Genomic DNA, 23,436 nt, shown 5'->3' on the forward strand with positions numbered 1-23,436 from the left:
TTGATCGTTAAACAGAAGGGAGACATTCGCCGCTACCTACACTTAGGCGAGAAACTTGTACTGTGCGGCTACCAAGTCGTAGTAATAACCTCCATGCGCCATGAGTTGCGCATGGGTCCCACGTTCGACGATCCGCCCCCCGTCAAACACCAAAATTTGATGGGCATCGCGAATCGTCGAGAGCCTGTGCGCAACGACAAACGCCGTCCGCCCTTCCAGCAATACGTTAAGTCCCTTTTGAATCAGGTGTTCGGTATAGGTATCAATACTCGCCGTCGCCTCATCGAGTATCAAGATGCGCGGATCAGCAAGAATGGCTCGCGCAAACGAAATGAGTTGGCGCTGTCCTTGCGACAAGCGACTGCCCCGTTCGCGCACCTCCGTGTGATAACCTTCCGGCAAGTTCTCGATAAACTCATGCGCATAGACGGCACGGGCAGCCGCCTTCACCTCTTCGTCGGAAGCAGCGGGATTGCCATACCGAATATTGTCCATAATGGTTCCCGAAAAGATGAAGGTATCTTGCAACACGATACCAATCTGACTGCGCAAGCTATCGAGGGACACCTTGGCAATATCTTTGCCATCGACGAGAATGGAACCTTCTGTCGGATCGTAAAAGCGAGCTAGCAGGTTGATGACCGTGCTTTTACCGGCGCCCGTATGGCCAACCAAGGCCACGGTTTGCCCTGGCAGAGCTTCGAATGATACGTCGCTCAGCGCTCTCCGGCCCTCTTCATAGGAAAAGCCAACAGAACGGAACTCAACTTTCCCTTTAATAGGAGGCAAAGCGATTGCGTCATCGCGATCGACGACATTCGCTTGGGTGTCGAGATACTGGAAAATACGTTCTGAAGATGCCATGGCGACGAGAATTTGGTTGTATACTTGACCAAGTTGGCCGATGGGCGTCCAGAAGTTCCCGAGGTAGTTGGCAAAGGCAACGAGCAACCCGACGGTGACGACCCCATTGTGTAACAGATGCACGCCATACCAGAAAAGCAAAGCGCTTCCGAGTGCACCGGTCAAGTCGACGAGTGGGCCAAACGGAATGGACCAACGCTGCGCACGCAAGAAGGTCGCCATGTAATCGCGGTTCATCTTTTCAAAGAACATTTGATTCTCGTCCTGGCGCACATACGATTCGGTCACGCGCATGCCTTGAATGCCTTCTGCTAGGTGCGCATTGATTCGGCTCAGACGAAGACGCACCTGCTGCCACGCGCGACGGATTTGAATCGTCAAGCGCAACGAGAGCATAAACATGAAGGGAACGACGACCAATGTCACAATCGACAACTGCCAGTTCAGTGAAAACATGATGGCAATGATGCCAATCAACGTGAACAAGTTGGTGATCGAATTGATGACGCCGTTCGTGAACAAATCCTGTAGTGAGTTGACGTCATTTAAAATCCGAACCAAAATCGACCCGGCTGGTCTGGCATCGAAAAAATCGCTCGACAATCCCTGGACGTGGACGAACAGCTCCCTGCGCAGTCCTTGGATGACGCGCTGACCAAGTTGGTTCGTCAAGTAGATGCGAAATGACGACGCCGCAAAGTTCAGCAAGTAAAGCCCAATGAGTATTGCTCCATAAGCCAACAACGCATGCACGCGGTGATGTGCAATCGCCGTATCAATGGTTCGGCCAACCAAGTAGGGGGCGATGAGTGTGACCGCCAGGTTGCCTAGCGTTGCGCAGAAGGCAGCTGCCATCAGTCCAGGATAAGGTCGCATATATGACGCGAGCCGCTTCATGAGTGTAAATTGAAAGCTCTTTTCCAAAGCCTCATCATCGCGGTAAATAAAAGGCGCACGTAGCAATTCTTCGCGATTCGACGCTTCGGAGCGCACTTGTTCCTTCGCGTTCACGCTCATCCGATGTGCCCCTCCGTTCCGGTCTGTGCTGTTTCTCCGCTATCGTTCATCGAAGCGAAATCTTGAAACTGCATGTCGAAGATATGCCGGTATAGCCCGTGACTGGCGAGCAATTCCTCATGTGTACCACGTTCGACGATCCGCCCGCCGTCGAGGACGAGAATCTGATCCGCGCGCTTGAGTGACGATATGCGATGGGCAATGATAAACGTCGTCCGGCCAGCCATGACCTTTTGCAAAGCCTGCTGAATCTCATATTCCGTCTCCATGTCGACCGCGCTCGTCGCATCGTCGAGAATGAGGATGCTTGGATTCAGCAAGATTGCCCGGGCTAAGGCAACGCGTTGTTTTTGCCCACCGGAAAGTCCCATGCCGCGCTCGCCGACGAGTGTCATATAACCTTCGGGAAGCTCGTCGATGAACTCCGCGGCATCCGCAATAGCAGCGGCCCGGCGGACGTCCTCAACCTTCGCGTGAGGGCGCCCGTATGCAATGTTGGCGAAAATGGTCGTCGAGAAGAGGAACGGATCCTGAAACGCGACGCCGACCTGCGAGCGCAACGCGTGGCGGTTCCAGGATCGAATTGGAATTCCGTCAATTAATACTTCGCCTTCCGTCGCATCCCGAAACCTGGCAATGAGCGACGTCAACGTCGTTTTGCCGGCACCGGTCAAGCCAAGCAAGGCAATGGTCTGCCCCGGCTCGGCAGTAAAGTTGATGTCCGATAAAACCCACTTGTCGCCCATCTTGACACCGACATTGCGAAACTCTACTTTTCCTTGGACCGATTGCGAGATTTGCTCATCTGACGCGTCAAGGTCGTCCGGATACTCGAGAATCTCGAGTAAACGCTCTCCTGCTGCGGTTGCTTGGGTCCAGTTATTGAGGAAAAATCCGAGTTGCGACATCGGCCAAATCATGTACCAAACCACGGACAAAAAGGCGACCAGATCACCCAAGTTCATGTGCGATGACATGACGAGCCAGCCACCGACCATCAAGATGAGTACCACGCCAATATTGCCGACGAGTTCGATAAACGGGAAGAACTTGCGCCAAAGCTTCGTCGCTTGCATGTTTGCACCATAATAGGCGTCATTGCGCTCGTTGAATTTGTCGATCTCAAACGATTCTTTTGCAAACGATTTCACCGTGCGCATACCCATGAGGTTTTCCTGCACGCCCGAATTCAGATTGCCAAGAGTGCGCCGCACAGCCTGGAATACCGGATGCAATTGCCGGTCAAAGCGGATAGCCGTCACCGCCAAAATAGGCATGAGAGCGGTGAGAACCAACGCCAATATCCAGTTCATCGTCAACATCATGCTGATCCCAAGCACGACGGTAAGGCCTAGGCTCATCAGGTTGTTGATGCCGAATGCAAAGAACATGCGAAACGCATCCAAATCCGCTGTCATCCGCGACATCAGATCCCCTGTATGAACGTTGTCATAATAGGAAAACGGTTGATGATTCAGTTTTTTGTACAATGCGTTGCGCAGATCGAACGCGGTTTTGCTGCCAAACACCTGCGCCAAATACGCTTGCGAGAAATTAAATACGCCTTTGACCATCGACGCAAGCAAAATCGCCGCAGATAGCGGCAGCAACGCCTGAAAATGATGACCGATGACGACTCGATTGACGATCATTTTCAGTAAGTACGGATAGGCGAGTTGAAGTGCTGTCGTTAACACCAGCAAGCCCAAACTGACATACAGCAAGCGCAAATAAGGACGGTAAAAGCGGCTTAAACGCCGGTACACGCCTTCCACAAAAGTCTCTCCTCTCCCACTTTCCGACACCAGGTGGTGCGACACGAGTGTCATTTAACCACAAACCAGGAAGGCTGCATATTGTCGATTTGGTCATCTAATGACGAATTTGGCTGGCAAGAAAACTAAGCCGTTTTGACCTATCTTCTGGGATTATCAGGATGGGAGCGGGGCAGACCGCCGAATGCTGGCGGTCACTGTGCCCGCTGTCGAAATTCGCTTGGGGAGACGCCATACTTGGCCCGAAACACGCGATAAAAGTAAGAATATGAACGAAAACCACAAAGATCGGCAATTTGCTCTAAATTGAGATTGCTAAAGCGCATTCGATCACATGCCATTTGCAAGCGTACGTCCTGCAAGTATTGAACAATCGTTTGCCCATAGGCTTCTTTAAAGACATGCACCGCCCGGGACACGGAGAGTCCAATGTCTTCAGCGACGTCGCGCAAGGTAAACTCCTCGGCTGCGTGCTTCTCAATATACGAGCGAATGCGCTCCGCCGCTAAAGGAATGGGAGATGCGGCAGCGGGATCGTAACCATATTTATCGACGGTCAGACACAAGGCCCGCAACAGATAATCGCACAACTCCAAATCTGGCTGGCCCGGTCGCCGGTACTCCTCAATGAGTTGTCGCCAAAGATACACACAGTTCTCATGGAGAGCCAACCGCAGATGTGTCTTACGCGGGCGCCCTTGCCACCATTGATCTAACCAGGGACCTTCACAAAACAAGTAGAGGTCCGTCGACAACACGTCGTTTGTCGACGTGCGATCAGCATCGTTCCCTTCGATCCGCAGCTCGTACACCTGCCCGGGTGCAAACATGACAAGATCGCCCGCCTCGGCGACCAACAGACGATCACCGATCAAAACGCGCGCTTGGCCATCGGTTTGCAGGCGGAATAAATACGAGTCGAGTCCAGAGCGAACACTTTGAACGTATGGCGCCTCGTGTTCGGCAAAGCCAGCACCACGCACCTTCGTCCCAAGCCCTGGTTGGGAATGGACGCATGCGTTGTCCATCAACACGGCACCATCACTCCATCTGCGACAAGTTACACAATTCGTTTTGCTATACAGTTTGAATCATACAGGTGCGCGGGCATGTACGGCAATATCGAGGCAACATCTATTAGACATTGTCGCTCGCGTCCACTATACTGGGCAATGGAATGTAACGTCCCAGACAATCCTAGGATCGCACGCGGTTCCATCGGTGCAACGAAGGCAAGGAGGCACATTCAGTGAGTGAGGCAACGCAAACCCACGAAACGGTCGACGTCTCTGACGTCCTGCTCGATCCCGCCGTACAAGCATCCCTCAATACCATCTTGGAGAAACTTCCACAAATTGCGCAAGTGATGACGGCCCTGACAAAGGATGAAGAGACGCTCACGAGTTTGACCACCGTGATCGAAAACCTTCCCCGTCTGTCGAAGATAGTATACTTGCTTGGCCGTGTCTACCAGGCAGCGGAAGATGTCGTCACGGATGGCGATACCCTCGAAGGATTTTCGAACATGTTCCAAAACTTCACGAAACCGGCTGTCGACGTGGCGAAGAAAGGGCTGCGCGCCTACAACGCCGCGAAAGAACGCGCGGAACATGACACCACGGTGTACAGCGTATTCAGCCTGTTGAAGTTGCTCAAGGATCCCAATGTTCAAAAGGGCATTCGCTTGGTGACCGCCATGCTGGACGAACTCGGCAAGGAGTCTCATCAAGAGTAAACAATGTCGCATAAAGCCACGCCGAATCGGCGTGGCTTTTTATATCCATGCCCATCTCTGCGCCAACCGAATCCTATCCTGTCATAGGTTTCATACCGTGACCCAACTGGGACATGCTACATCTATGCGTGTCAAGAAAACTGGGTGGGAGGAGCCAAGATGGACGTTCATCGCGCAAAAGACATCATCGCGTCAAAAGAGTTCATACCGGTTGAATACGAAGGGACACCGGTGTATATCAATCGCGTCTTTGAATCGAGCCCGTACGCAGAAGTTCGGTACGAAAATGGCGCCATCACAGAAGTACCTGTCTCAGAGTTAAAGGAGGTCGGGAAGCCTCACTGATGCAAACCGCCTGGCCCCAATCTGTGCGCGGGCTGGGCTGGATTGCCTATTGGTCTTTTACACCACCGCAAAACCTTGCTACATTGAATAGAGAGTTGTCAAAGAGGCACTTCCTCTTGAAACCACTTGGACACATCATCGCGAAAGGATGAGTTCGGATATGGATAAGGATGATTTGAAACGCCGCTTGACACCCCTTCAGTACGAGGTTACGCAACACAATGCAACGGAGCCACCGTTCCACAACGAATTTTGGAACCATAGCGAGGAAGGCATCTACGTTGACGTCGTCTCTGGCGAGCCGCTGTTCTCCTCGCGCGACAAGTACGACGCAGGTTGCGGCTGGCCCAGTTTTACGAAGCCGATTGAATCCGACGTCGTGATCGAACGGCCGGACTACAGCCACGGCATGATCCGAACCGAAGTGCGCAGCCAGCAAGCCGACTCCCATCTAGGCCATGTCTTTACAGACGGCCCGCGTGCGACCGGCGGCTTGCGCTACTGCATCAACTCCGCCGCCTTGCGCTTCATCCCGAAGAGCGATTTAGAAAAAGAAGGATATGGAGAATATCTGAAGCTGTTCGATTAAATAGAGTCCGGTCCAAGGCACAAAGGAGACACGAGATGTTTGTCGTTATCAAGATCATCGAAAGCTTGTTGATCCCGCCCGGCCTGTTCGCTTTGACCTTCGCCCTCGCCGGACTCTTTGGCCTTGGCCGATACAGATGGTTGGCGAAGACCAACATCGCAATCGCGCTCGCCATCGTCATCGTCTCGACGCAATGGTTCGCCAACCTGCTTTTGCGCCCGCTCGAATCTGCGTATCCCCAGCCCAAAGACCCGCGAGGCGACGCCATCGTCGTGCTGGGCGGCGGCTTTACGACAGGCACGCCGGACATCACCGGACTGGGCAATCTATACGGCGATTCGTCGGTCCGGCTGCTCGCGGCGGCCATGTTGTATCGTCGGCTACACATCCCGATTCTCTTGTCAGGAGGACCAAACACACGCGTGGGCGATCACGCTTACTCGTTTGCCGCCATCGGCCGTCGCGACCTCATTGCCCTGGGCGTTCCCAACCAGATGATCTGGCAGGAGCCAAATAGTCGCGACACGCAGGAGAACGCCTTGTTCTCGGCCGCCATTCTGCGGGCACACCACGTGCAAACGCCCCTGCTCATCACCTCGGCGTACCATATGCGCCGCGCCATGCTCGATTTTGCCAAAGCACAGGTGAAAGCCGTGCCGTATCCTGTGGGCTACTTGGTCAATCGCACAGCGAGCCACGACGCGTTCGGCTGGTTGCCATCTATGCAAGGCCTCGACGATACAACGATAGCCGTGCGCGAGTACTTCGGCATCGCGGCGACCCAGATTGGCGTGCGCGGCTAAACCGGTGACAATCGTCACTCCGCGTGAAGTTGTGCCCGCAGATCCGTATACGCCTCGGCCGTCGCTGCCACAATGCCATTGACCAAGGTATTCTGCTGATTAAACACAAAGGGCTTGGCCGCCTTGTCGGTCACGTGGCCGCCGGCAGCTTTGACGATCGCGACACCTGCCGCGATGTCCCACTCGTTTTTCGGCCCAAGGCTAAATGTAGCATCGGCTTGTCCCGCCCCAACCAGGGCCAACTTGTACGCGATAGACCCAACGGCTTCGACACGCATCGTCTGCTCAAACCGGGCAAATTCCCCGCGCTTGATTTCTGAGCGACTCCCTAGCACGGTCAACTGCTCGCCGCGCGCGCGTGAAGCACGTATAGGGTTGCCGTTGAGCCATGCCCCACTCCCGACCAAACCGGTGAATAGTTCGCGCCGGGCCGGGTTGCAAATGACCCCAAGTACAGCTTCGCCCCGTTTTGACAGCGCAACCGAGACCGCGTACTGCGGAACGCCTTCCACAAATTCGCGCGTGCCGTCGATAGGATCGACAATCCAAACATACTCCACATCCAACCGCGACAGGTCGTCGCGCGTCTCCTCCGAGAGCCAGCCAGAGCCAGGCAAAAGCGCGAGCAACCGCTCGCGCAAAAACGTATCACATGCCAGATCTGCCGTCGTGACCGGATCCGAAAACCCTTTGAATTGCGTATCAAATCCCTTTTTCGCAATATCCTCCACAATGTTGCCCGCATCCTCAACGAACTGTGCGACAGCCTGTAACAGCGATGTATCGATCACGATGCACAAACCTTTCCTTAAGCAAGTTGAGCCCTGCAAAAAAGACTCCTCATGCCCATTATACCGAGTATGTCCAACTTGCTCGTTTGCCTCCCAGACTTACGCGAAGGCTCGTGCGGCTTCCCAGAGTCCATTCAGATACGCGAGGCCAAGTGCGCGATCGTACAGACCGTAACCGGGGTTTCCTGTCTCCCCCCAGATCATGCGCCCGTGATCCGGACGGACGGGACCCGCGTAGTTGATCTCGGCGAGCACCCGCACAAGGCCCAGCATGTCGATAGAGCCGTCGGCAGAAAGATGGCCAGACTCATAAAACGACCGCGGCCCGACTTTGCGCACATTGCGCAAATGCACGAAGTGCACCCGCTTTGCTTCTCCTAATTCACGGAGAATGAGTGGCAAGTCGTTGTCCGCTGAGGCACCAAGCGAACCAGAGCAAAAGCAGACGCCATTTGCGGGCTTGTCGCAAAGGCCAATGAGCCGCTGGAAGGCAGCGCGATCGACGATGATACGAGGGATGCCGATGACGGGCCAGGGCGGATCATCAGGATGAATCGCCATGTTGATCCCCACTTCGTCCGCAACGGGTATCACGGCCTGCAGGAAATAGGCGAGGTTGTCCCACAGCGCCTCCGTCCCCATCTCCCGATAGGTCACAAGCATCTCTTGCAAAAGATGCGAATCCGTCTCTAAGTTCCATGCAGGCAATCGCAAACGGCCGGCAAGCAACGCCTGTTCATCGACCTCTTCGTCAAAGTACGCGAGCGTGGTCGATCCGTCGGGCAGTTCATAAGCGAGCGACGTACGCAACCAATCGAACAAAGGCATGAAGTTATAGCACACCGTGCGAACGCCTGCGGCAGCCAGGCGCCGCAACGTCGTCTGATAATTCGCGATGTACCCGTCGCGCGTTGCCCGTCCCAGCTTGATATCCTCGTGTACGGGTACGCTTTCGATCACGCTCAGTTGCAATCCCGCGGCTTCTATGGTTTGGACAAGCGCCCGGATCTCATCCTCTGGCCAAGCTTCGCCTGCGGGTATGTGATAAAGCGAGGTGACAATGCCAACAACACCCGGAATTTGGCGTATGTTCGCAAGTGTCACCGGATCGCTTGAGCCATACCATCGAAATGACATCTGCATCGTTGTGACCTCCTGCCCCGTTAACCCAACAATGTCCGCAGACGCTCTGCACGGCGCGCGATACTCATAAAGTCGCGAGCGGCAATCTCCGCCTTTGGAAACAGCGAACTGCCCATGCCCACGGCGATGGCCCCTGCCTCGATAAACTGGCGCGCGTTGGTCTCGTCAATGCCGCCTGTGACCATGGCCTGTAAATCGCCAAAGGGCCCGCGCAAGTCCCGAACATAGCCAGGTCCCATGGCCGCCGCCGGAAAAATCTTCACCGCTTCGGCGCCTGCCTGACGGGCTGCATGCACCTCTGTCGGTGAAAGCACACCTGGCACCATGGGCTTGGCCAGGCTCTCAGCCAGGCTTAGAAGCGCCGGATCGAAATGCGGCGAAACAAAAAACTCGGCCCCGCTTGCATGTGCATCCAACATTTGCTGGTCCGTCAATACGGTGCCCGCACCAATGCGCGCCCTATCGCCATAGCGCTCGCGCGTCTGGGCGATGAGGCGCGAACCTCCCGCCGAATCCATGGTCACTTCAATGGTTGTGATGCCACCTTCAATTAAGGCGCCGATCACGTCATGAAATACGTCTTCCGGCAGCCTGCGTACCACGGCAACGACGCGCGCTCGTTGCAACCACGCCACGATCTCTGATTTCATCGCTCCACAACTCCCTTTCCGTCCAGATGCGCCGCCACTTCTGTCCACGTCGGATACTGGCTAAAGTCTCCGCTTCCCGTCACCGCGTAAGCACCGACGAGCGATCCGAGCCTCAAACATTCGTCAAGCGGAAACCCACGCAGCATGCCAGCGATGAAACCCGCGTTGAATCCGTCACCTGCGCCGACGGTATCGACGACGGTTTCAACAGGCCATGGATCGACGTGCAGCCGTTTGGCGGTCGTCGCCAGGTCGGCTCCTTTGTCGCCGCATTTGACGACGACGCCCGTGCCGCTAAACCCGTTCTCACAAAGCCGTGTCAACACCTCGCCAGCATCGCAGGTGCCATACAACTGTTCCGCCTCACCATCTCCCATGAACACCCAGGTCACATGGGGCAAGACTTGGCGCACGAACGCCCGCCACTCTTCGATGGGCGCCAATTTCAGCCGAATGTTCACATCAAACGACACAGGTACGCCCGCCAACCTCGCGGACTTGACCAGTTCAAAGCTCGACTGTTTGGCGTCACTGCCAATCATCCACGTGATACCCGTCGCGTGCACCCATGCAAAGGCCGCTTCCTGAAGGCGTGAGATTGCACGGTCAATCGCAAATCCCTCGCTGGCCATCGCCGAAAGCGCACGGTAATAATACACTTGCGTCTGTTTTTTGAGGCCGTGCCACTGCTTGAAGTACACTCCTGTGGGCCGCTCGGCCGACACGTCGACCAGCGTATCATCGACGCCTTCTGCTCGCAGTTGTCTGCGGATCAACTCGCCAAACGGGTCATCGCCAACGCGCGCCAAGTATGTGGTAGGCACCTGGAGCCGTGCCAGACCAATGGCAGTATTCATCTCCGCTCCTGCACAGTCGGTACGAAAATCTCGAACTTCGGTCAACTTCCCAGCTTCTTTGGGTACGCACACGACCATCGGCTCCCCAAACGTGAGCACGCGACCGAGTGGTTGCATGACGTTTGACAATCTGATGCCCCCCGTTCAAAACCGATCAGCGCTTTACAAAATCCCAGAAGTTTTGTGAGAATAACTGCTTCACGTCGCGCTCGACATCTTCGCGCGTCAAATCCCATCCTGCGTCCTGCAACAGCTGATACTTATGGGTCAAGACGTCGGTTGCGACTTTGCGCGCCCGACGCCACTTATAAATGACGTGTTCCAGCACGCGCGCGTCGGAGTGTTGAATGACGAACGTGGGACCGATTAATTCAAGGCGCAAGTTGGAGATTTCTGAAACGAGCGTCTCCGTGTTCAAAAACCACCAACATCCAAATGGCATGATGTTTCCAAATTTGCGCGCCGTGACGGCCAATTCATGCTGATCCTCGCGCGATAAAAACGTCACGAGAAACTTGTTGTCTGGGTAACGCCGAGCCAAAGCTTCAATCGGCAGCATCGAGGCCTTTGCCGTGCTATCGCCGGCGGATCGCAAACTTGGGTTGACCTGTCTGCGCACACCGATCATCAGCGCAAGAGGCAATCGTTGTTCCCGGCAGATTGGCAAAATCGCCTCGGCGAGCAGGCGTCCCCGCACGCTATCCTCTGGGAACGCAAACGTGTCAGGTGCAGAAAACGCAAAGTAGACCGGCTTGATTTTCGCAACCCAGTCTTTCAGAAACCTGCGCACCTCCGCCATATCGACCTCGCCAAGTTCTGGCCCCACATGGTAGCCGCTATGCGACAGCTGCGCTTGTGCCCGCGGCCAGTCGTTCAGAAGAACGTCGAGGCGCAAAGCGGCGTGAAAGCGCGGGTTGCGCGGCGTGCCTTGTTCCCAATAGCGCCGCTCAATCTCGTCAAACGGATCGTTGGTCATGACCACGCTGTCAACCCCGGCAAGATCGAGCACATGGTCGGCATATACGTCGGTGGCGCTCGCTTCGAGTTTTGCTCGCAGCCCGGCCAACTTTTCTCTCCGCAAATCGACGGCAAACGCCTGTGCTATTTGAACCACACCCAAGGCCGCTTCACTCAGCGGTGTCGTCTTTTCAAATAGCTGTTCCCAGATCCAATCCGCCTGTAAAGGCGTCGACAAGTCCCAAAACTCTGTCGGCGGCATCTGCCCAATGCGCATCGCCTCGGCAATCAGATAGTGATATGTGAGTACATTATCTGCGCCACTCACCTGAAGCGCCGAGAACGAGGGTGGAAACAAATGTGTGTGCATATCGGTGACGCGTACCGCTGCCACGGCTTCGCGCACCCACGTAGCGAGTTCACCTTGCGCTGCCACGAAAGAATCCCCACCTTTTGGCACAATCTACAAAAGCGTAACACTTCTTCAAATCGTCATCGCCGTGAACCCGCCGTCGACTGGAATCAATGCCCCAGTGACAAAACTGGAAGCCCGCTCAGACGCCAACCACACAGCTATCCCTTGAAGTTCCTCCGGCTCCCCTAACCTGCCCATTGGCGTGTGTCGAAGGATGTTCTCGATCCGCTCCTTGGTTAGGATTTTTCGATTTTGTTCTGCCGGGAAAAAGCCTGGAATAATGGCATTGACGCGCACATGAGGAGCCAACTCGCGCGCTAGGTACTGCGTCATATTGTTGACAGTCGCCTTCGATGCGGCATACGCAAAGACACCGGAGAGTGGAGGATGTGAGGAAACGGATGAGATGTTGATGATAGAGCCGCCGCCATGCTCCACCATGTGTCTGCCCACCACCTGGCAGGCAAAAAAGACGGCCTTGGCGTTTGTGGCCATGATGTGATCCCATTCGGCCTCCTCGATGTCGAAAAACGGTGTTTTGCTGTTGACACCTGCACAGTTAACCAAAACGTCGATCCGCCCGGCCCACGCTGCGACATTATGCACGAGGTTCACAATGGACGACTGATTTTGGACATCGACGGCAAACACCTGTGCCTCACCGCCGAGATCCTGCAGATGCTTGGCAACTTGTGCACCTTTCGTTTGATCCCGTCCGGCAATAGCGACCTTTGCCCCGTGCTCGGCAAGCCCCTTCGCAATGTAACTGCCCAGCACGCCGGTACCACCAATGACCAAAGCAGTACGACCATGCAAGTCAAACAGGTGCAAGGCGGACACCCCTTTCTTCGCCCACACTTCGGAAGCGGTTACAGGACAGCCAGAACCCAAGCTCTCCTCGTCGTCTCCCAGAGAGATTTGGTATACGAGTGGACACGTCAATTGTAGCACAATTAGGAATTCATGGTGCTCCGCATCGTGCCCTGCGTCCGCTGGTAGCCTGCGAGAAACGCACGAACGACCATTTCTGCAGCGTTGGCCGTCAAGGAGAATGCCTGCTCCATCGCATCCTCTGCCGAGATGGGGCCATTGACGATCGAAAACATGGCACTGACACCGAGATCGTATAAGCCTTTGGCACCCTCTAGAACCGCGCCGGAAATACAGATCACAGGCACACCCGCTGCCTTTGCGCGTTCGGCCACTCCTGCTACCGCCTTGCCAAAGCATGTTTGCTCGTCTGTACACCCCTCGCCCGTCAAGACAAGGTCTGCCGTTTGGAGGTGTAGGTCAAAATCGATCGCGTCGAGAACGAGATCGACACCGCGGGCAAATTGCGCACCCAGGACCAACAGTGCAAAACCAATCCCCCCTGCCGCACCTGCGCCAGGAAGTGCTTGGCAGGGTCGCGCAAACGCTTGTTCTACCGTGCTGGCGATGTGACTCAGCACGGCGTCAAGGCGAGGCAGATCCGCAGCGGTAGCGCCCTTTTGCGGGCCGTAGACAAATGTTGCCCCGCGCGTGCCGCACAGTGGATTCGCGACGTCGCAAGCCGCCCAGATGTCGGCGCCGTGTAAAGCCGGGTGCAAGTTTGCGAGATCGACCCGCGCCACAGCTTGACAAGCGGCAGGCGTCGGTTCCAACGAGTGGCCAGCGGCATCGTAAAAACGGGCACCCAACGCATGAAGCAATCCGATGCCCGCGTCGTTTGTACCACTGCCGCCGAGACCGACGATGATTCGGCGATGACCTCGTTCGAGCGCATGGAGCAGCATCTCGCCAAGGCCGCGGCTATTCGCCTGCCAGAGATTGCGATCCGCAGGTTGAACCAAGTTTATGCCCACCGCCGACGCCGCCTCTAACACCGCTGTACCGTCTGGGAGGACGACATAGCCTGCCCGAATGGGCCGCGCAAGCGAATCGTGAACATCGACGTTGACCATTTCGCCTCCCGTTGCCTGAAGCAGGCTTGCCACCGTGCCCTCGCCCCCATCGGCGATCGGGAGTTGCAGGATATTGGCCTTTGGGCAAGCACGTTGCACGCCAAGTGCGAAGGCCTGTGCCGCGCGAGCCGAGGTCAGTGAACCTTTGAATGAGTCCGGAGCTACAAGAAAGTGCATACAGACACCCTTTCACTCACTATAAACCTGTAACCTGGCATATCTCACAGGTATAATCATAACAGTCTTAGCGCAGAGAGGCCTGCATCATCGCAGAACTGCGCCACAAGAGGGAGGACCTATATGAACAAGCTGATCTACGCAGTCTTCGGGGACTACTATCACCCAAGTGCGCCCATTTCGGAAGCGTTTGCAGCCATGTTTGAACCACTTGCCAAACAAGGATACACGTATACCGAAATTCGGGAATCTGAGCTGGCGGATCGCCTCGCGGAACAGCCTGCTGCTGTCGTCATCTATAAAGAAGACCGCGTCGATCCCACTCTGAATCCACCGACGCGTTGGCAGGATGAGCGAGTTGCAAACATCATCGTGCAATACGTCGAGGCAGGGGGAGGCTGGCTCGCATGGCATGCCGGCATGTCGTGTTACCCGGTCCCCGGCCCGTATACATCTATGCTGCGTGGCCACTTTGTATCGCACCCCAAAGTGAACGCACCCGTTACATATACGCCAGCGAGCCACCCGATCACGGACGGCATCGCTCCGTTTACCATCGTGGATGAACACTATTTTGTCGAACTGCATTCTGGACCGACTGACATTCTCGTATCATCGACGTCGATCGACGGTGCGTCCACAGCTGGTTGGGCACACTCGTATGGCAGTGGACGCGTCTGCTGTATCACGCCCGCACATAAACCGGAGGGACTCGCACACCCTGGCGTGCGGCAACTGTTGACGAACGCCATGCTCTGGGTAACGAAACAACTGTGATACCATAGACTTGGTGATTGCGTTGAATCCAAAGCGTTGGCTTTCAGGACTTTCCATTGCCATCCCTGTCGCGAGCCTCGTCGTATCGGCGGTGACCTCGCACTGGGGACTTCTGTTCCTTTGCATCACGCCGGCGTTTTTAAACTGGGGCTTTGGCCGAGGGGATAAGTGATCCCTCAGCCTCCATGTCGTCGGTAGCGCAAGACAAACCATATAAGTAGGGCCAAGCCCGCAACTTCAAAGAACCCTTGCACCATGACACCGCCTGTCGAAGATTGTCACTTTTGATCATAGCGCAAAATGTGAGAGCGGCGATCTGTACGGTGTGGCAAATTGATGAGGATTTTGCGCAATGGTCGCGAGTGCGTATGGCACTCCGTATCTGGACACGCTACAGTTGCACCTCTACACGTATGCAACGAAAGGAGTGACCAGCAGATGCTGAACGCACGTCGCGCCAAGGAAATTTCTGAATCGCCGGTCATGGCCAACGTAACGCACAATGGCCAGCGTATCTACATTCAACAGGTCGATCTCGCGAGCGAGACCGCCCGCGTCTACGCCTTGGAACGGCCCGAACAAGAATACGACGTACATGTGTCTAACCTCGTCGAGCATTAACGGCCAGTGTTGGCGGATCGGCACGGCAAACGACGCCTACCGATTCGCCGCTTTCTGCGTTAGGATGATGCTCGAGCCCATATGGGCGCTGGCCCGGGCACCTTGACGAAAAGAAGGCATCTTCCATGTATCCAGAACGAATTGTCTGCCTCGCCGCAGAAATCCCAGCAATCCTGTATGAGCTCGGCGCACTCGACCGCGTCGTCGGCATCTCTGCCTACACGACGCGCCCGCCAGAAGCCTTAAACATTCCAAAAGTCTCTGGGTTTCAAAACGGCAGTATCAAAAGGATTCTCGACACAAAGCCGGATGTCGCCATTCTCACTTCCGCGGTTCAAAACGGTTTGGCGGCCGAGCTCGGCAAAGCCGGAGTCACCGTCATTCACCTTTACCCCCAACGATTGCAGGATCTGTTTTCGACCATCACGCTCCTTGGCAACATCGTAGGCGCGCCTGACAGGGCATCTGCGCTCAACGAACGGTTGGAAACGGCGATCGACGCAGTGCGCAGAGAAGCCAATCGCCTGCCGCGCAGGCCCCGTGTATATTTCGAAGAGTGGATGGATCCACTGATCACCGGCATTGGCTGGGTCAGCGATGTCATCGAACTGGCAGGGGGTGAAGATGTCTTTCGGACGAAGGCGACCGGGGGACTTTCGGCGTCAGAGCGCATCATCCAGCCGGAAGAGGTGATCGCGGCGGACCCGGAAATTGTGTTTGCATCATGGTGTGGTAAGCCGTTCCGACAGGAAGAATTCTATGCTCGCCCAGGGTTTTCGCAAATTTCAGCCGTACACAAAGACCGCGTCTACGAATGGTCGGGGGAAATTTTGCAATGTGGCCCGATGCTCGTCGATACCCTCGCATCCCTGCATCAGGTGATCGCTAAGGTTGCACGCACTGAACATTGAATCACGCCTTTGCGGTTCACGGCTTCGACAAAGGGGGCAACCACATGTCCAAACGACTCTGGTTATTCTATTGTGTCACGATGTTATATTGGTTTTCTACGTATACATACGTGCCCCTTTTATCTCCGTATGTACTCGCGATTGGCGGCACGTTGAGCATGGCAGGCGTGATCGTCGGATCGTATGGCTTCTCGCAGATGTTGATTCGGATTCCACTGGGTATCTGGTCGGATCGCATAGGTCGGCGCAAGCCGTTTGTCATCGGCGGTGTGACGATGGGCGCTGTAAGTAGCTTGGGGTTGGCACTCACCCACTCGGTCGCCGCAACGTTAATGTTCCGCTTGCTTGCCGGCGTCGCTGCCGCAAGCTGGGTCGTGTTCACCGTCCTTTACGCCAGCTATCACACGCCGGATGAGGCACCGAAGGCCATGGGCGTGATTAGCTTTTACACTTCCCTCGGCCAACTTGCCGCTTCGACGCTTGGGGGGATTGTGGCAGAACGCTTTGGCTGGCACGCGCCGTTTTGGCTTGGCGCCTTGGGCGGCGCCATCGGGATCGCGTTGGCGTTTGGCATCCCAGACAAACCACCAGCCGCCGACAACGTTGGCATTCAGCCGCGCGAAATGATCGCCGTCGGGCGGGACCGGATCGTCCTTGGCGTTTCGACACTCGCGGTACTTGCGCAGATCATCACGTTTACGACGATGTTTGGCTTCACCACCACAGCGGCGACACTTCTGCACGCCAATAAGATGGACTTGAGTTGGTTGACACTGGCCTCGACCCTTCCAAACGCCATCGCATCACTGTACAGCGGCGGCGCGTTCTCCCGCTGGTTGGGACCGCGCAACGTCGTCGCGTCTGGCTTCGTGATCGCAATGGTGTTTACAGCGGCCATTCCGTTTGTGCATCATTTGGGCTGGTTGTATATCACCCAGGCATGCAACGGGTTTGGGCAGGGGCTATGCATGCCCGTTCTTATGGGACTCGCGATCCGCCATGTCGAGGCGCGCAAGCGTGCTACGGCGATGGGCTTTTATCAGGCTATCTACGCACTTGGCATGTTTGGCGGTCCAGCCATTGTCGGTTGGCTCGACGACGCCATCGGGATCGGGCGCGGTTTTCTTTGCGTGGCTGGCGTGAGTGCGCTTGCAGCGCTCCTGACCTATGGGCTGGCACCTGCGGTTCATCGCGAGCGGCCTGTACATGACATGAAACAAAGGCAGGCCTAACTGGCCTGCCTTTGTTTCGGTACATGTAGCTCTCACGTGATTCGTTCCAACTCCTCGCGCAAGTTTGCGACATCGACAAAGTGCATTCCAGCCACCATGCGGATTTCGGAGGCGACAAACCCAGCCGTCGATAGGACGATAAATTTCTTGCCCCGTGCGCGCAGCAACTGTAACGGCCGTTCAAAGTCTCCATCGCCGCTCACCAGAATCGCCATATCATAATTGTCAATGGTATTGAACATATCGAGGACGATCTCGATGTCAAGATTCGCTTTACGCGTGATTGAGCCATCATCTTGTAAGATTTCTTTAATCTCTTTCGTTACAAGCGAATAACCACTATAGGCGAGCATATCCAGATATTTTTGTTCGCGCAGATCAGACGGGGCGCTCTTCCCAATATAGTAGAACGCATCGACCAACTCGCCCTTGGAAGCCGCCCAATCTCTCAACTTTTGAGCATCGATATTCCATTTCAGCTTATCTCTTTGCATGTAGTAGTAGTTTGCACCATCCACAAACAGTGAAACTCTCATCGTTGATATCTCCTTTTCCAAAATTCAGTTTTTCGCATTCATTACATATCCATTAGAACCATGTGAATAAGAGAACAAGTTTTGTTCATTCGATCATACCATGCCGCGCAACGAGTTGTAATGGCGCTGCCGCTATGGGGCAGCCGGTTCAGCGGAAGCAAAGAGAATCTCGTGCATCACAAGGGATGAGGCACCCACGGCAACCGCGTGCACATTGCCCATGCGCACGGGCACTTGCTTGTTTGTAAGTAAGGCGCGGTGCTTAATCGCACGCTCCACTTCCGGCAAGACAAACGTGGCGGCCTTGACGACATTTCCCCCTAAGATGACTTCGTCAGGGTTTAGTACGTTCAGGATATTTGCGATCCCAATGCCTAATTGCTGACCAAGCGCATGAAATGCCCGAATGAAGGCGCGATTATCGTTTTGCGCCTGCGTAATAGCCTGCTCCAACAGCGATTCACCCAGGCCGACCGTCGAAACATCGGCACCGGCTTCTCGCAGATAGCGAAGCAACCCTCGTTCGGATGCGTACTCTTCCCAGCATCCGTAACTGCCACACATGCAAGCAGAACCCATCGGATTCACGGTCATATGGCCAAGCTCGCCCGCGATCCCATCCCTCCCCCGATACAATCTGCCGTCGATCACGATGCCCGCGCCAATCCCGATCCCCATATTGACGAAGACGAGATTCTTCAGCCGCATCGCCTGACCCATATACTCGTTCCACGCACCGCAGTTCGCGTCGTTATCAAAAAATAGCGGGATCGACACGCGTTCCGCAAGCTGTGAGCGAATATCCCACTCGCCTGCAAACAAACTCGGCAAATAATAGACAAGACCGCGATGAAAATTGACCATTCCAGGTAATGCGATACATGCCCCCACTAAGCCGTATGGACTGGAGGGAGCGGCCGCAACCGCTTTCGAAACCTCGTCCGCAATATGATCCAGCAGTTGATCACGCGGATCCCCCGAACTTGCTAAAGGGGTCTGGCGGACCTGCCGATAGACAGGCTCTCCCCGAATATTGCAAACAACGGTCGTCATATGGGAAATCTGAACGTCCACCCCGACAGCATATGCCGCATTGGCGTTGAAGCGCAGTAAAATAGGCTTACGCCCGCCGCTCGAAGAGCCGTAGCCCACTTCCAACACAAGTTGTTCAGATATCAGTTCATCTACGATGTTCGACACGGTCGCCTTGTTCAATCCCGTCATCTGCGAGATGTCGATGCGAGATGTCGTCCGCAGGTCGCGAATCAGTTTGAGAACCGTGGCGCGATTCATCCGGCGCATCGCCGATGCGTCGATATTCGCATGCATGAACGCCGGTCACCCCCTTAGCTGGTACGAGTCTATTGCAAAGCTTTCGCGAATGCCCTAGCATTGTGCTCATAGACTTGCCTCTTTTGCAAGGCATGTTACGTACCAGTATACGCTGTCCGGCGCCCGAACAGAAGTGGCCATTAAGGGGGGGCTTGCTTGTCACTGTTTCGAAAATTGGTGATTCTCTTCAGTGTAGTCATCTTAGTGATTCTCTCTGCAACACTGACGATTGTCTACGTGGAAAGTCGTCGGACCATTGTTCAACTCTCCAAGGAGAAAGCGGTTTCAATGATCCAAACCATCGATTCTGCTCTTCTGAGCGATGTTCCAGATTATCAGTTTGAGTCGGTGTTGCTCAATTTAAAGAAGCAAGAACCTGACCTGATATCATTCGACATTTACAAACTCAACGACTTTTTGTACGATATCGCGTCGACCAATCCGCACCGCATCGGCACACAAGCGTCTCCTTCAAGCACCATCGCGTTGGGTGAACACAAGGTACTAACCATGCTCGACGGCACTACCATAAATCTGATCGTACCACTTACAGGGTATGGAGGCATGCCCTATAGTGCCGACGTCAAGCTGTCCATTGCAGGTGACTTGCGTTCCAACCATATATTGCTCAGTGAGATCTTATACATTGGTCTGTGTGCACTTGCACTCGCATTGCTATCTGCTTGGTTGTTCACCCGCGAAGTCCTGTCCAAGCCTTTGCAGGCGATGATGTCGGCCGTCAACGAGGTTGCTACGGGGAATTTTGTGGTCAATTTGCGGAAGTCCTCGCGCCGCAGTGATGAGCTCGGCAGCCTTGCCCGCAGTTTCGAACGAATGACCAGCGGTCTACAACAGTTGATTACACGGATGGCCCAAACTGCTGAAGAATTGCACACTGATTTTGAACAACTGGTGGAGAGTGGGGACTTTACGGCCCACGGCGCCCTGCACATGGCAGACGTCATTCAGCATCTAAACGAGTCCATTTCATCTCAGTTCTCGAAGCTGCAGGAACTTGGCGGAAAAATGTCGTGGCATCTGCAAGCCACTGCCGAAATGACCAGCTTCGCGCAAACGGCTGACGCAGATGACGAGTCTGACCTTCGCCAGTGGTTGGTTACCATCGAGGGGCTGATGGATGAAGCAGCTCAAGTCCATCGTCACTTACAGGGACTGGCCTCGACCGCCAACGGCCAATTGGGAGCCATTCGCCACATTAACCGCACGGCTGGTCGCCTCAGTGAAATGGCAAGTGAACTTCGCACTTTACTATTGACACTCGAGGTTTGACGCCATCATCCGTCATCCAGCAAGTCGAAACAACAGTGGGGCTGCATGTCAGCGACCGATACGCAGCTATCGTGTCGAATGAATGCTCCCCTTTTAGAAAGTTGTCTAAACCATCGAAGAAAACTCCATCCGCATTCCCGCCCGTCGTTGAGCTTTTTCGACATCATCCACCGCTAAAAATGAAAAACAGGTTGCAACTTTCGACACCTTAGTTTATGATCACGACGAAGAAGAGATATCGGAACCGATGTAAGCGTTCACCGTCGATTCCATCTCTCATCACTCGCTCTATTTTCAGGGGGGTTTAAGATGAAGAAAAAGTACTTATCCATCGCCGGCGGCGCCGTTTTAGCGCTCGGTGTTGTAACCGCTTGCGGTTCACCGAGCAACAACACGGGATCCAATGGTTCCGCATCCGGGTCGGCGAGCACAACCAGCAACCAGGTACAAATCTTTAGCTGGTGGACGGCGGGCGGCGAAGCCAATGGCTTGAATGCCTTGATTAAAACGTTCAACAAAGAGTATCCACACGAAAAGATCGTCAATGAAGCAGTCGCTGGCGGCGGCGGATCGAATGCGAAGGCCGTCTTGGCGAGCCGCATGCAAGCGGGCGACCCACCGGAAACGTTCCAAGTTCACGCTGGACAGGAACTGATGGCATGGGTCAACGCCGGAAAAATGCAACCTCTTGACAGTCTGTACAAGAGCATGGGGTTGAACAAGGTCATTCCGGCAGCCATCATCAACGATCTGTCTAAAAATGGACATGTCTATGCGGTTCCCGTGGATGTCGGCCGCGGAAACGTGTTGTGGTATAATCCGGCGGTTTTGAAAAAGTACCACTTGACGCCGCCGAAGACCATGAGCCAGTTCATCTCCGAGTTGAAAACACTGAAGGCCAAGGGCGTAACGCCGCTGGCTTACGGAGACAAAGATCAGCTTGGTTCCGTCATGCTCTGGGAAAACGTTTTGTTGGCGACGATGGGTCCGCAAAATTACGATAAGCTCTGGCAAGGCAAGCTTTCGTTCAACAACCCACAGGTCAAGCAGGCCACCAACACGTTCCTGGAACTGTTGCAGTATACCAATTCGAACCACTCTGCACTCACATGGGACGAAGCGGATCAAATGGTGGCTGACGGCTCAGCAGCTTTCAACCTGATGGGTGACTGGGCAAAAGCGTACTTCCAGTCCAAAGGCTTAAAAGAAGGCAGTCAGTTCGGTTGGACTGCATTCCCAGGCACGAACAACGACTTTGAATACGTCATTGACTCGTTCGGCTTGCCAAAGGGTGCAAAAAACCCGACGGGCGCGATGGATTTCTTGAAGCTCGTAGCTTCGAAGCAAGGACAGGACGAATTCAACCCGCTCAAGGGCTCTATCCCGCCGCGTACCGATGCAAATGTCAACCTGTTTGACACGTACAGCAAGGAAGCGATGAGCGACTTTAAGAAGGACAGCCTCGTACCGAGCTTGGCAAACGGTGAAGCTGCAAATCCAGCCTTTGAAACGGCGGCTACCCAAGCAGTCACGATGCTCATCAGCACCAAGAACGTCAACGAATTTGTCAGCGCTTTGAACACGGCCGCTGAGGAAAATCCGCTTTCGTAATCAGGCGTATGGGGCTTCTACTGTGGTCAAGTACGGTATGTACTTGACCACTGCTCTAAAGGGGGATCAAGGAATGGAGAAAACACCCGTGCTTACATCACAGTCTGCGGCAATTGCACGGCCATCCGTTGCACATCACAAAAAGAGACGATTCAGCTGGGATAAGATGTGGTCGTTTTTAACGCTCGTACCGTCTCTCGCGGCGGTGCTCATCTTTGTCTATGGCTTTTTAGGCTGGACAGGATATGTATCCTTTACAAAATGGAACTCAATCCTCCCAGACTATCAACTGTGGGGCTTTAAAAATTATCAAATCTTGTTCCAGGATTATCGCTTTCAATCTGACCTTCGCAATTTGCTGTTCTTTACCGTCTTTTTCATTCTGGCATGCATGGTCGTTGGTCTATTTCTCGCCGTCTTGGTTGATCAAAAAATCAAAGGCGAAAACATATTTCGGAACATCTTCTTGTTCCCCATGGCCCTCTCGTTCATCGTCACGGGTGTTGTGTGGCAATGGCTATTAAACCCGAAAACGGGTGTCAATTTGATTTTCGAAGCGTTAGGCGCAAGCCATCCACCGGCTTGGTATACCAGCACACGCATCGTACCAAGTTTCCACGTTGGACAAATTCAATTTGGACTTCCCATCGCTATGATTGCCGTTCTCATTGCGAGCGTTTGGCAGATGTCAGGTTTTGCAATGGCTTTATACCTCTCAGGCCTGCGCGCTGTCCCGGAGGAAATTAAGGAAGCAGCGCATGTCGACGGAGCAAATGGATGGAAGACGTTCTGGCGAATTGTGTTTCCCCAGTTGCGCCCGGTCACAGTGACCGTCGTCATCATCCTTGTGCAAAGCTCGATGAAAACGTTCGATCTGGTCTATGCCATGACAGGACCTGGAAATGGTTATGTCACGGATCTGCCGTCGCTAGACATGTTCACGACAACATTCCAGGCTAACCAGTATGCACAGGGTTCTGCGATCGCGATTGTCATGTTTGTCCTCATGATGATTTTTGTGATTCCGTACCTCTGGAACAGCCTGCGGAAGGAAGGGCAATAACT

General features: G+C 54.6%; 23 protein-coding genes and 1 pseudogene. 12 read left to right on the forward strand and 12 right to left on the reverse strand.

From position 1 onward, the window contains the following. Window positions 1-42: 42 nt before the first annotated feature. The 3 genes from BLU70_RS01095 to BLU70_RS01105 all read right to left on the reverse strand — a co-directional run bounded on the left by BLU70_RS01095 (window position 43) and on the right by BLU70_RS01105 (window position 4,684). Window positions 43-1,881 (reverse strand): ABC transporter ATP-binding protein, encoded by a 1,839-nt coding sequence (locus BLU70_RS01095; protein ID WP_006448104.1) that lies wholly within the window; start codon window positions 1,879-1,881, stop codon window positions 43-45. Next, window positions 1,878-3,656 carry an ABC transporter ATP-binding protein gene (locus tag BLU70_RS01100; protein WP_074691279.1) on the reverse strand — a complete coding sequence of 593 codons (1,779 nt, stop codon included), beginning with the start codon at window positions 3,654-3,656 and terminating at the stop codon, window positions 1,878-1,880. The genes BLU70_RS01095 and BLU70_RS01100 overlap by 4 nt, the downstream gene beginning before the upstream one ends. 194 nt (window positions 3,657-3,850) lie before the next feature. Further along, window positions 3,851-4,684, reverse strand: coding sequence for an AraC family transcriptional regulator (locus tag BLU70_RS01105; RefSeq protein ID WP_052012417.1), 834 nt, complete (start codon window positions 4,682-4,684; stop codon window positions 3,851-3,853). 221 nt (window positions 4,685-4,905) lie between these two features. Between BLU70_RS01105 and BLU70_RS01110 the strand changes: the two genes are divergently transcribed. From BLU70_RS01110 to BLU70_RS01125, 4 genes and pseudogenes are all read left to right on the forward strand, one after another. Further along, entirely contained in the window at window positions 4,906-5,391 is a 486-nt protein-coding gene (locus BLU70_RS01110) for a DUF1641 domain-containing protein (RefSeq protein ID WP_040290712.1), read from the forward strand. 159 nt (window positions 5,392-5,550) lie between these two features. Further along, window positions 5,551-5,736 carry an H-type small acid-soluble spore protein gene (locus BLU70_RS01115; RefSeq protein ID WP_074691281.1) on the forward strand — a complete coding sequence of 62 codons (186 nt, stop codon included), beginning with the start codon at window positions 5,551-5,553 and terminating at the stop codon, window positions 5,734-5,736. A 163-nt stretch (window positions 5,737-5,899) separates the two neighbouring features. Beyond that, window positions 5,900-6,325, forward strand: a pseudogene (gene msrB / locus BLU70_RS01120) (peptide-methionine (R)-S-oxide reductase MsrB); the annotation flags it as partial. Between the two features lie 35 nt (window positions 6,326-6,360). Beyond that, window positions 6,361-7,128, forward strand: coding sequence for a YdcF family protein (locus BLU70_RS01125; RefSeq protein WP_074691285.1), 768 nt, complete (start codon window positions 6,361-6,363; stop codon window positions 7,126-7,128). A gap of 14 nt (window positions 7,129-7,142) precedes the next feature. On the opposite strand, the gene BLU70_RS01130 is transcribed toward BLU70_RS01125, so the two are convergent. The 7 genes from BLU70_RS01130 to BLU70_RS01160 all read right to left on the reverse strand — a co-directional run bounded on the left by BLU70_RS01130 (window position 7,143) and on the right by BLU70_RS01160 (window position 14,061). Then, window positions 7,143-7,919, reverse strand: a complete 777-nt coding sequence (locus BLU70_RS01130) for a 3'(2'),5'-bisphosphate nucleotidase CysQ (RefSeq protein ID WP_006448112.1) — start codon at window positions 7,917-7,919, stop codon at window positions 7,143-7,145. A gap of 99 nt (window positions 7,920-8,018) precedes the next feature. Further along, window positions 8,019-9,062 carry a mannonate dehydratase gene (gene uxuA / locus BLU70_RS01135; RefSeq protein WP_074691287.1) on the reverse strand — a complete coding sequence of 348 codons (1,044 nt, stop codon included), beginning with the start codon at window positions 9,060-9,062 and terminating at the stop codon, window positions 8,019-8,021. Between the two features lie 20 nt (window positions 9,063-9,082). Beyond that, a complete protein-coding gene (locus BLU70_RS01140; protein ID WP_074691289.1) occupies window positions 9,083-9,712 on the reverse strand; it encodes a bifunctional 4-hydroxy-2-oxoglutarate aldolase/2-dehydro-3-deoxy-phosphogluconate aldolase in 630 nt (209 codons plus the stop codon). Then, window positions 9,709-10,698, reverse strand: a complete 990-nt coding sequence (locus BLU70_RS01145; protein WP_244885069.1) for a sugar kinase — start codon at window positions 10,696-10,698, stop codon at window positions 9,709-9,711. Before BLU70_RS01145 ends, BLU70_RS01140 begins: the two co-directional genes overlap by 4 nt. A gap of 25 nt (window positions 10,699-10,723) precedes the next feature. Continuing rightward, window positions 10,724-11,962 (reverse strand): glucuronate isomerase, encoded by a 1,239-nt coding sequence (locus tag BLU70_RS01150; protein ID WP_074691291.1) that lies wholly within the window; start codon window positions 11,960-11,962, stop codon window positions 10,724-10,726. 48 nt (window positions 11,963-12,010) lie between these two features. After that, a complete protein-coding gene (locus tag BLU70_RS01155; RefSeq protein WP_074691293.1) occupies window positions 12,011-12,772 on the reverse strand; it encodes an SDR family oxidoreductase in 762 nt (253 codons plus the stop codon). A gap of 122 nt (window positions 12,773-12,894) precedes the next feature. After that, a complete protein-coding gene (locus BLU70_RS01160) occupies window positions 12,895-14,061 on the reverse strand; it encodes a glycerate kinase (protein WP_006448118.1) in 1,167 nt (388 codons plus the stop codon). Window positions 14,062-14,184: 123 nt separating this feature from the next. Between BLU70_RS01160 and BLU70_RS01165 the strand changes: the two genes are divergently transcribed. The 5 genes from BLU70_RS01165 (at window position 14,185) to BLU70_RS01180 (ending at window position 17,602) form a co-directional block, all read left to right on the forward strand. After that, window positions 14,185-14,838 carry a ThuA domain-containing protein gene (locus tag BLU70_RS01165; RefSeq protein WP_006448119.1) on the forward strand — a complete coding sequence of 218 codons (654 nt, stop codon included), beginning with the start codon at window positions 14,185-14,187 and terminating at the stop codon, window positions 14,836-14,838. 10 nt (window positions 14,839-14,848) lie between these two features. After that, window positions 14,849-15,010 carry a hypothetical protein gene (locus BLU70_RS14515; protein ID WP_176780805.1) on the forward strand — a complete coding sequence of 54 codons (162 nt, stop codon included), beginning with the start codon at window positions 14,849-14,851 and terminating at the stop codon, window positions 15,008-15,010. Between the two features lie 266 nt (window positions 15,011-15,276). After that, complete coding sequence (locus BLU70_RS01170) at window positions 15,277-15,459, forward strand: H-type small acid-soluble spore protein (RefSeq protein ID WP_006448121.1); 183 nt, start codon at window positions 15,277-15,279, stop codon at window positions 15,457-15,459. Window positions 15,460-15,584: 125 nt separating this feature from the next. Further along, the gene (locus BLU70_RS01175) at window positions 15,585-16,370 is read left to right on the forward strand and encodes an ABC transporter substrate-binding protein (protein ID WP_074691295.1); all 786 of its coding nucleotides are present in this window, start codon (window positions 15,585-15,587) and stop codon (window positions 16,368-16,370) included. A 44-nt stretch (window positions 16,371-16,414) separates the two neighbouring features. Next, window positions 16,415-17,602, forward strand: coding sequence for an MFS transporter (locus BLU70_RS01180; protein ID WP_074691297.1), 1,188 nt, complete (start codon window positions 16,415-16,417; stop codon window positions 17,600-17,602). Between the two features lie 32 nt (window positions 17,603-17,634). Here the strand turns inward: BLU70_RS01180 and BLU70_RS01185 are convergent, their stop codons facing one another. Then, window positions 17,635-18,138, reverse strand: a complete 504-nt coding sequence (locus tag BLU70_RS01185) for a LabA-like NYN domain-containing protein (protein WP_040290723.1) — start codon at window positions 18,136-18,138, stop codon at window positions 17,635-17,637. Window positions 18,139-18,270: 132 nt separating this feature from the next. After that, window positions 18,271-19,467: an ROK family protein gene (locus tag BLU70_RS01190; protein WP_006448125.1), complete on the reverse strand. Its 1,197-nt coding sequence runs from the start codon at window positions 19,465-19,467 to the stop codon at window positions 18,271-18,273. Window positions 19,468-19,626: 159 nt separating this feature from the next. Here BLU70_RS01190 and BLU70_RS01195 point away from each other — a divergent pair, with 159 nt between their 5' ends. The 3 genes from BLU70_RS01195 (at window position 19,627) to BLU70_RS01205 (ending at window position 23,434) form a co-directional block, all read left to right on the forward strand. Then, window positions 19,627-20,760 carry a HAMP domain-containing protein gene (locus BLU70_RS01195; RefSeq protein ID WP_006448126.1) on the forward strand — a complete coding sequence of 378 codons (1,134 nt, stop codon included), beginning with the start codon at window positions 19,627-19,629 and terminating at the stop codon, window positions 20,758-20,760. A gap of 309 nt (window positions 20,761-21,069) precedes the next feature. Next, complete coding sequence (locus tag BLU70_RS01200) at window positions 21,070-22,371, forward strand: ABC transporter substrate-binding protein (protein ID WP_006448127.1); 1,302 nt, start codon at window positions 21,070-21,072, stop codon at window positions 22,369-22,371. Between the two features lie 73 nt (window positions 22,372-22,444). After that, complete coding sequence (locus tag BLU70_RS01205) at window positions 22,445-23,434, forward strand: carbohydrate ABC transporter permease (protein WP_040290726.1); 990 nt, start codon at window positions 22,445-22,447, stop codon at window positions 23,432-23,434. Window positions 23,435-23,436: the final 2 nt, after the last annotated feature.

Source organism: Alicyclobacillus hesperidum (assembly GCF_900107035.1).
Lineage (GTDB): Bacteria > Bacillota > Bacilli > Alicyclobacillales > Alicyclobacillaceae > Alicyclobacillus > Alicyclobacillus hesperidum.

What these genes read in the sequence shown, in the direction of transcription:
- BLU70_RS01125 (WP_074691285.1), top strand. Translation starts at nt 6,361, where the DNA reads ATGTTTGTCGTTATCAAGATCATCGAAAGCTTGTTGATCCCGCCCGGC.
- BLU70_RS01115 (WP_074691281.1), top strand. Translation starts at nt 5,551, where the DNA reads ATGGACGTTCATCGCGCAAAAGACATCATCGCGTCAAAAGAGTTCATA.
- uxuA (WP_074691287.1), bottom strand. Translation starts at nt 9,062, where the DNA reads ATGCAGATGTCATTTCGATGGTATGGCTCAAGCGATCCGGTGACACTT.
- BLU70_RS01170 (WP_006448121.1), top strand. Translation starts at nt 15,277, where the DNA reads ATGCTGAACGCACGTCGCGCCAAGGAAATTTCTGAATCGCCGGTCATG.
- BLU70_RS01175 (WP_074691295.1), top strand. Translation starts at nt 15,585, where the DNA reads ATGTATCCAGAACGAATTGTCTGCCTCGCCGCAGAAATCCCAGCAATC.
- BLU70_RS01205 (WP_040290726.1), top strand. Translation starts at nt 22,445, where the DNA reads ATGGAGAAAACACCCGTGCTTACATCACAGTCTGCGGCAATTGCACGG.
- BLU70_RS01105 (WP_052012417.1), bottom strand. Translation starts at nt 4,684, where the DNA reads ATGGACAACGCATGCGTCCATTCCCAACCAGGGCTTGGGACGAAGGTG.
- BLU70_RS01165 (WP_006448119.1), top strand. Translation starts at nt 14,185, where the DNA reads ATGAACAAGCTGATCTACGCAGTCTTCGGGGACTACTATCACCCAAGT.
- BLU70_RS01095 (WP_006448104.1), bottom strand. Translation starts at nt 1,881, where the DNA reads ATGAGCGTGAACGCGAAGGAACAAGTGCGCTCCGAAGCGTCGAATCGC.
- BLU70_RS01140 (WP_074691289.1), bottom strand. Translation starts at nt 9,712, where the DNA reads ATGAAATCAGAGATCGTGGCGTGGTTGCAACGAGCGCGCGTCGTTGCC.
- BLU70_RS01200 (WP_006448127.1), top strand. Translation starts at nt 21,070, where the DNA reads ATGAAGAAAAAGTACTTATCCATCGCCGGCGGCGCCGTTTTAGCGCTC.
- BLU70_RS01180 (WP_074691297.1), top strand. Translation starts at nt 16,415, where the DNA reads ATGTCCAAACGACTCTGGTTATTCTATTGTGTCACGATGTTATATTGG.
- BLU70_RS01185 (WP_040290723.1), bottom strand. Translation starts at nt 18,138, where the DNA reads ATGAGAGTTTCACTGTTTGTGGATGGTGCAAACTACTACTACATGCAA.
- BLU70_RS01190 (WP_006448125.1), bottom strand. Translation starts at nt 19,467, where the DNA reads ATGCATGCGAATATCGACGCATCGGCGATGCGCCGGATGAATCGCGCC.
- BLU70_RS01160 (WP_006448118.1), bottom strand. Translation starts at nt 14,061, where the DNA reads ATGCACTTTCTTGTAGCTCCGGACTCATTCAAAGGTTCACTGACCTCG.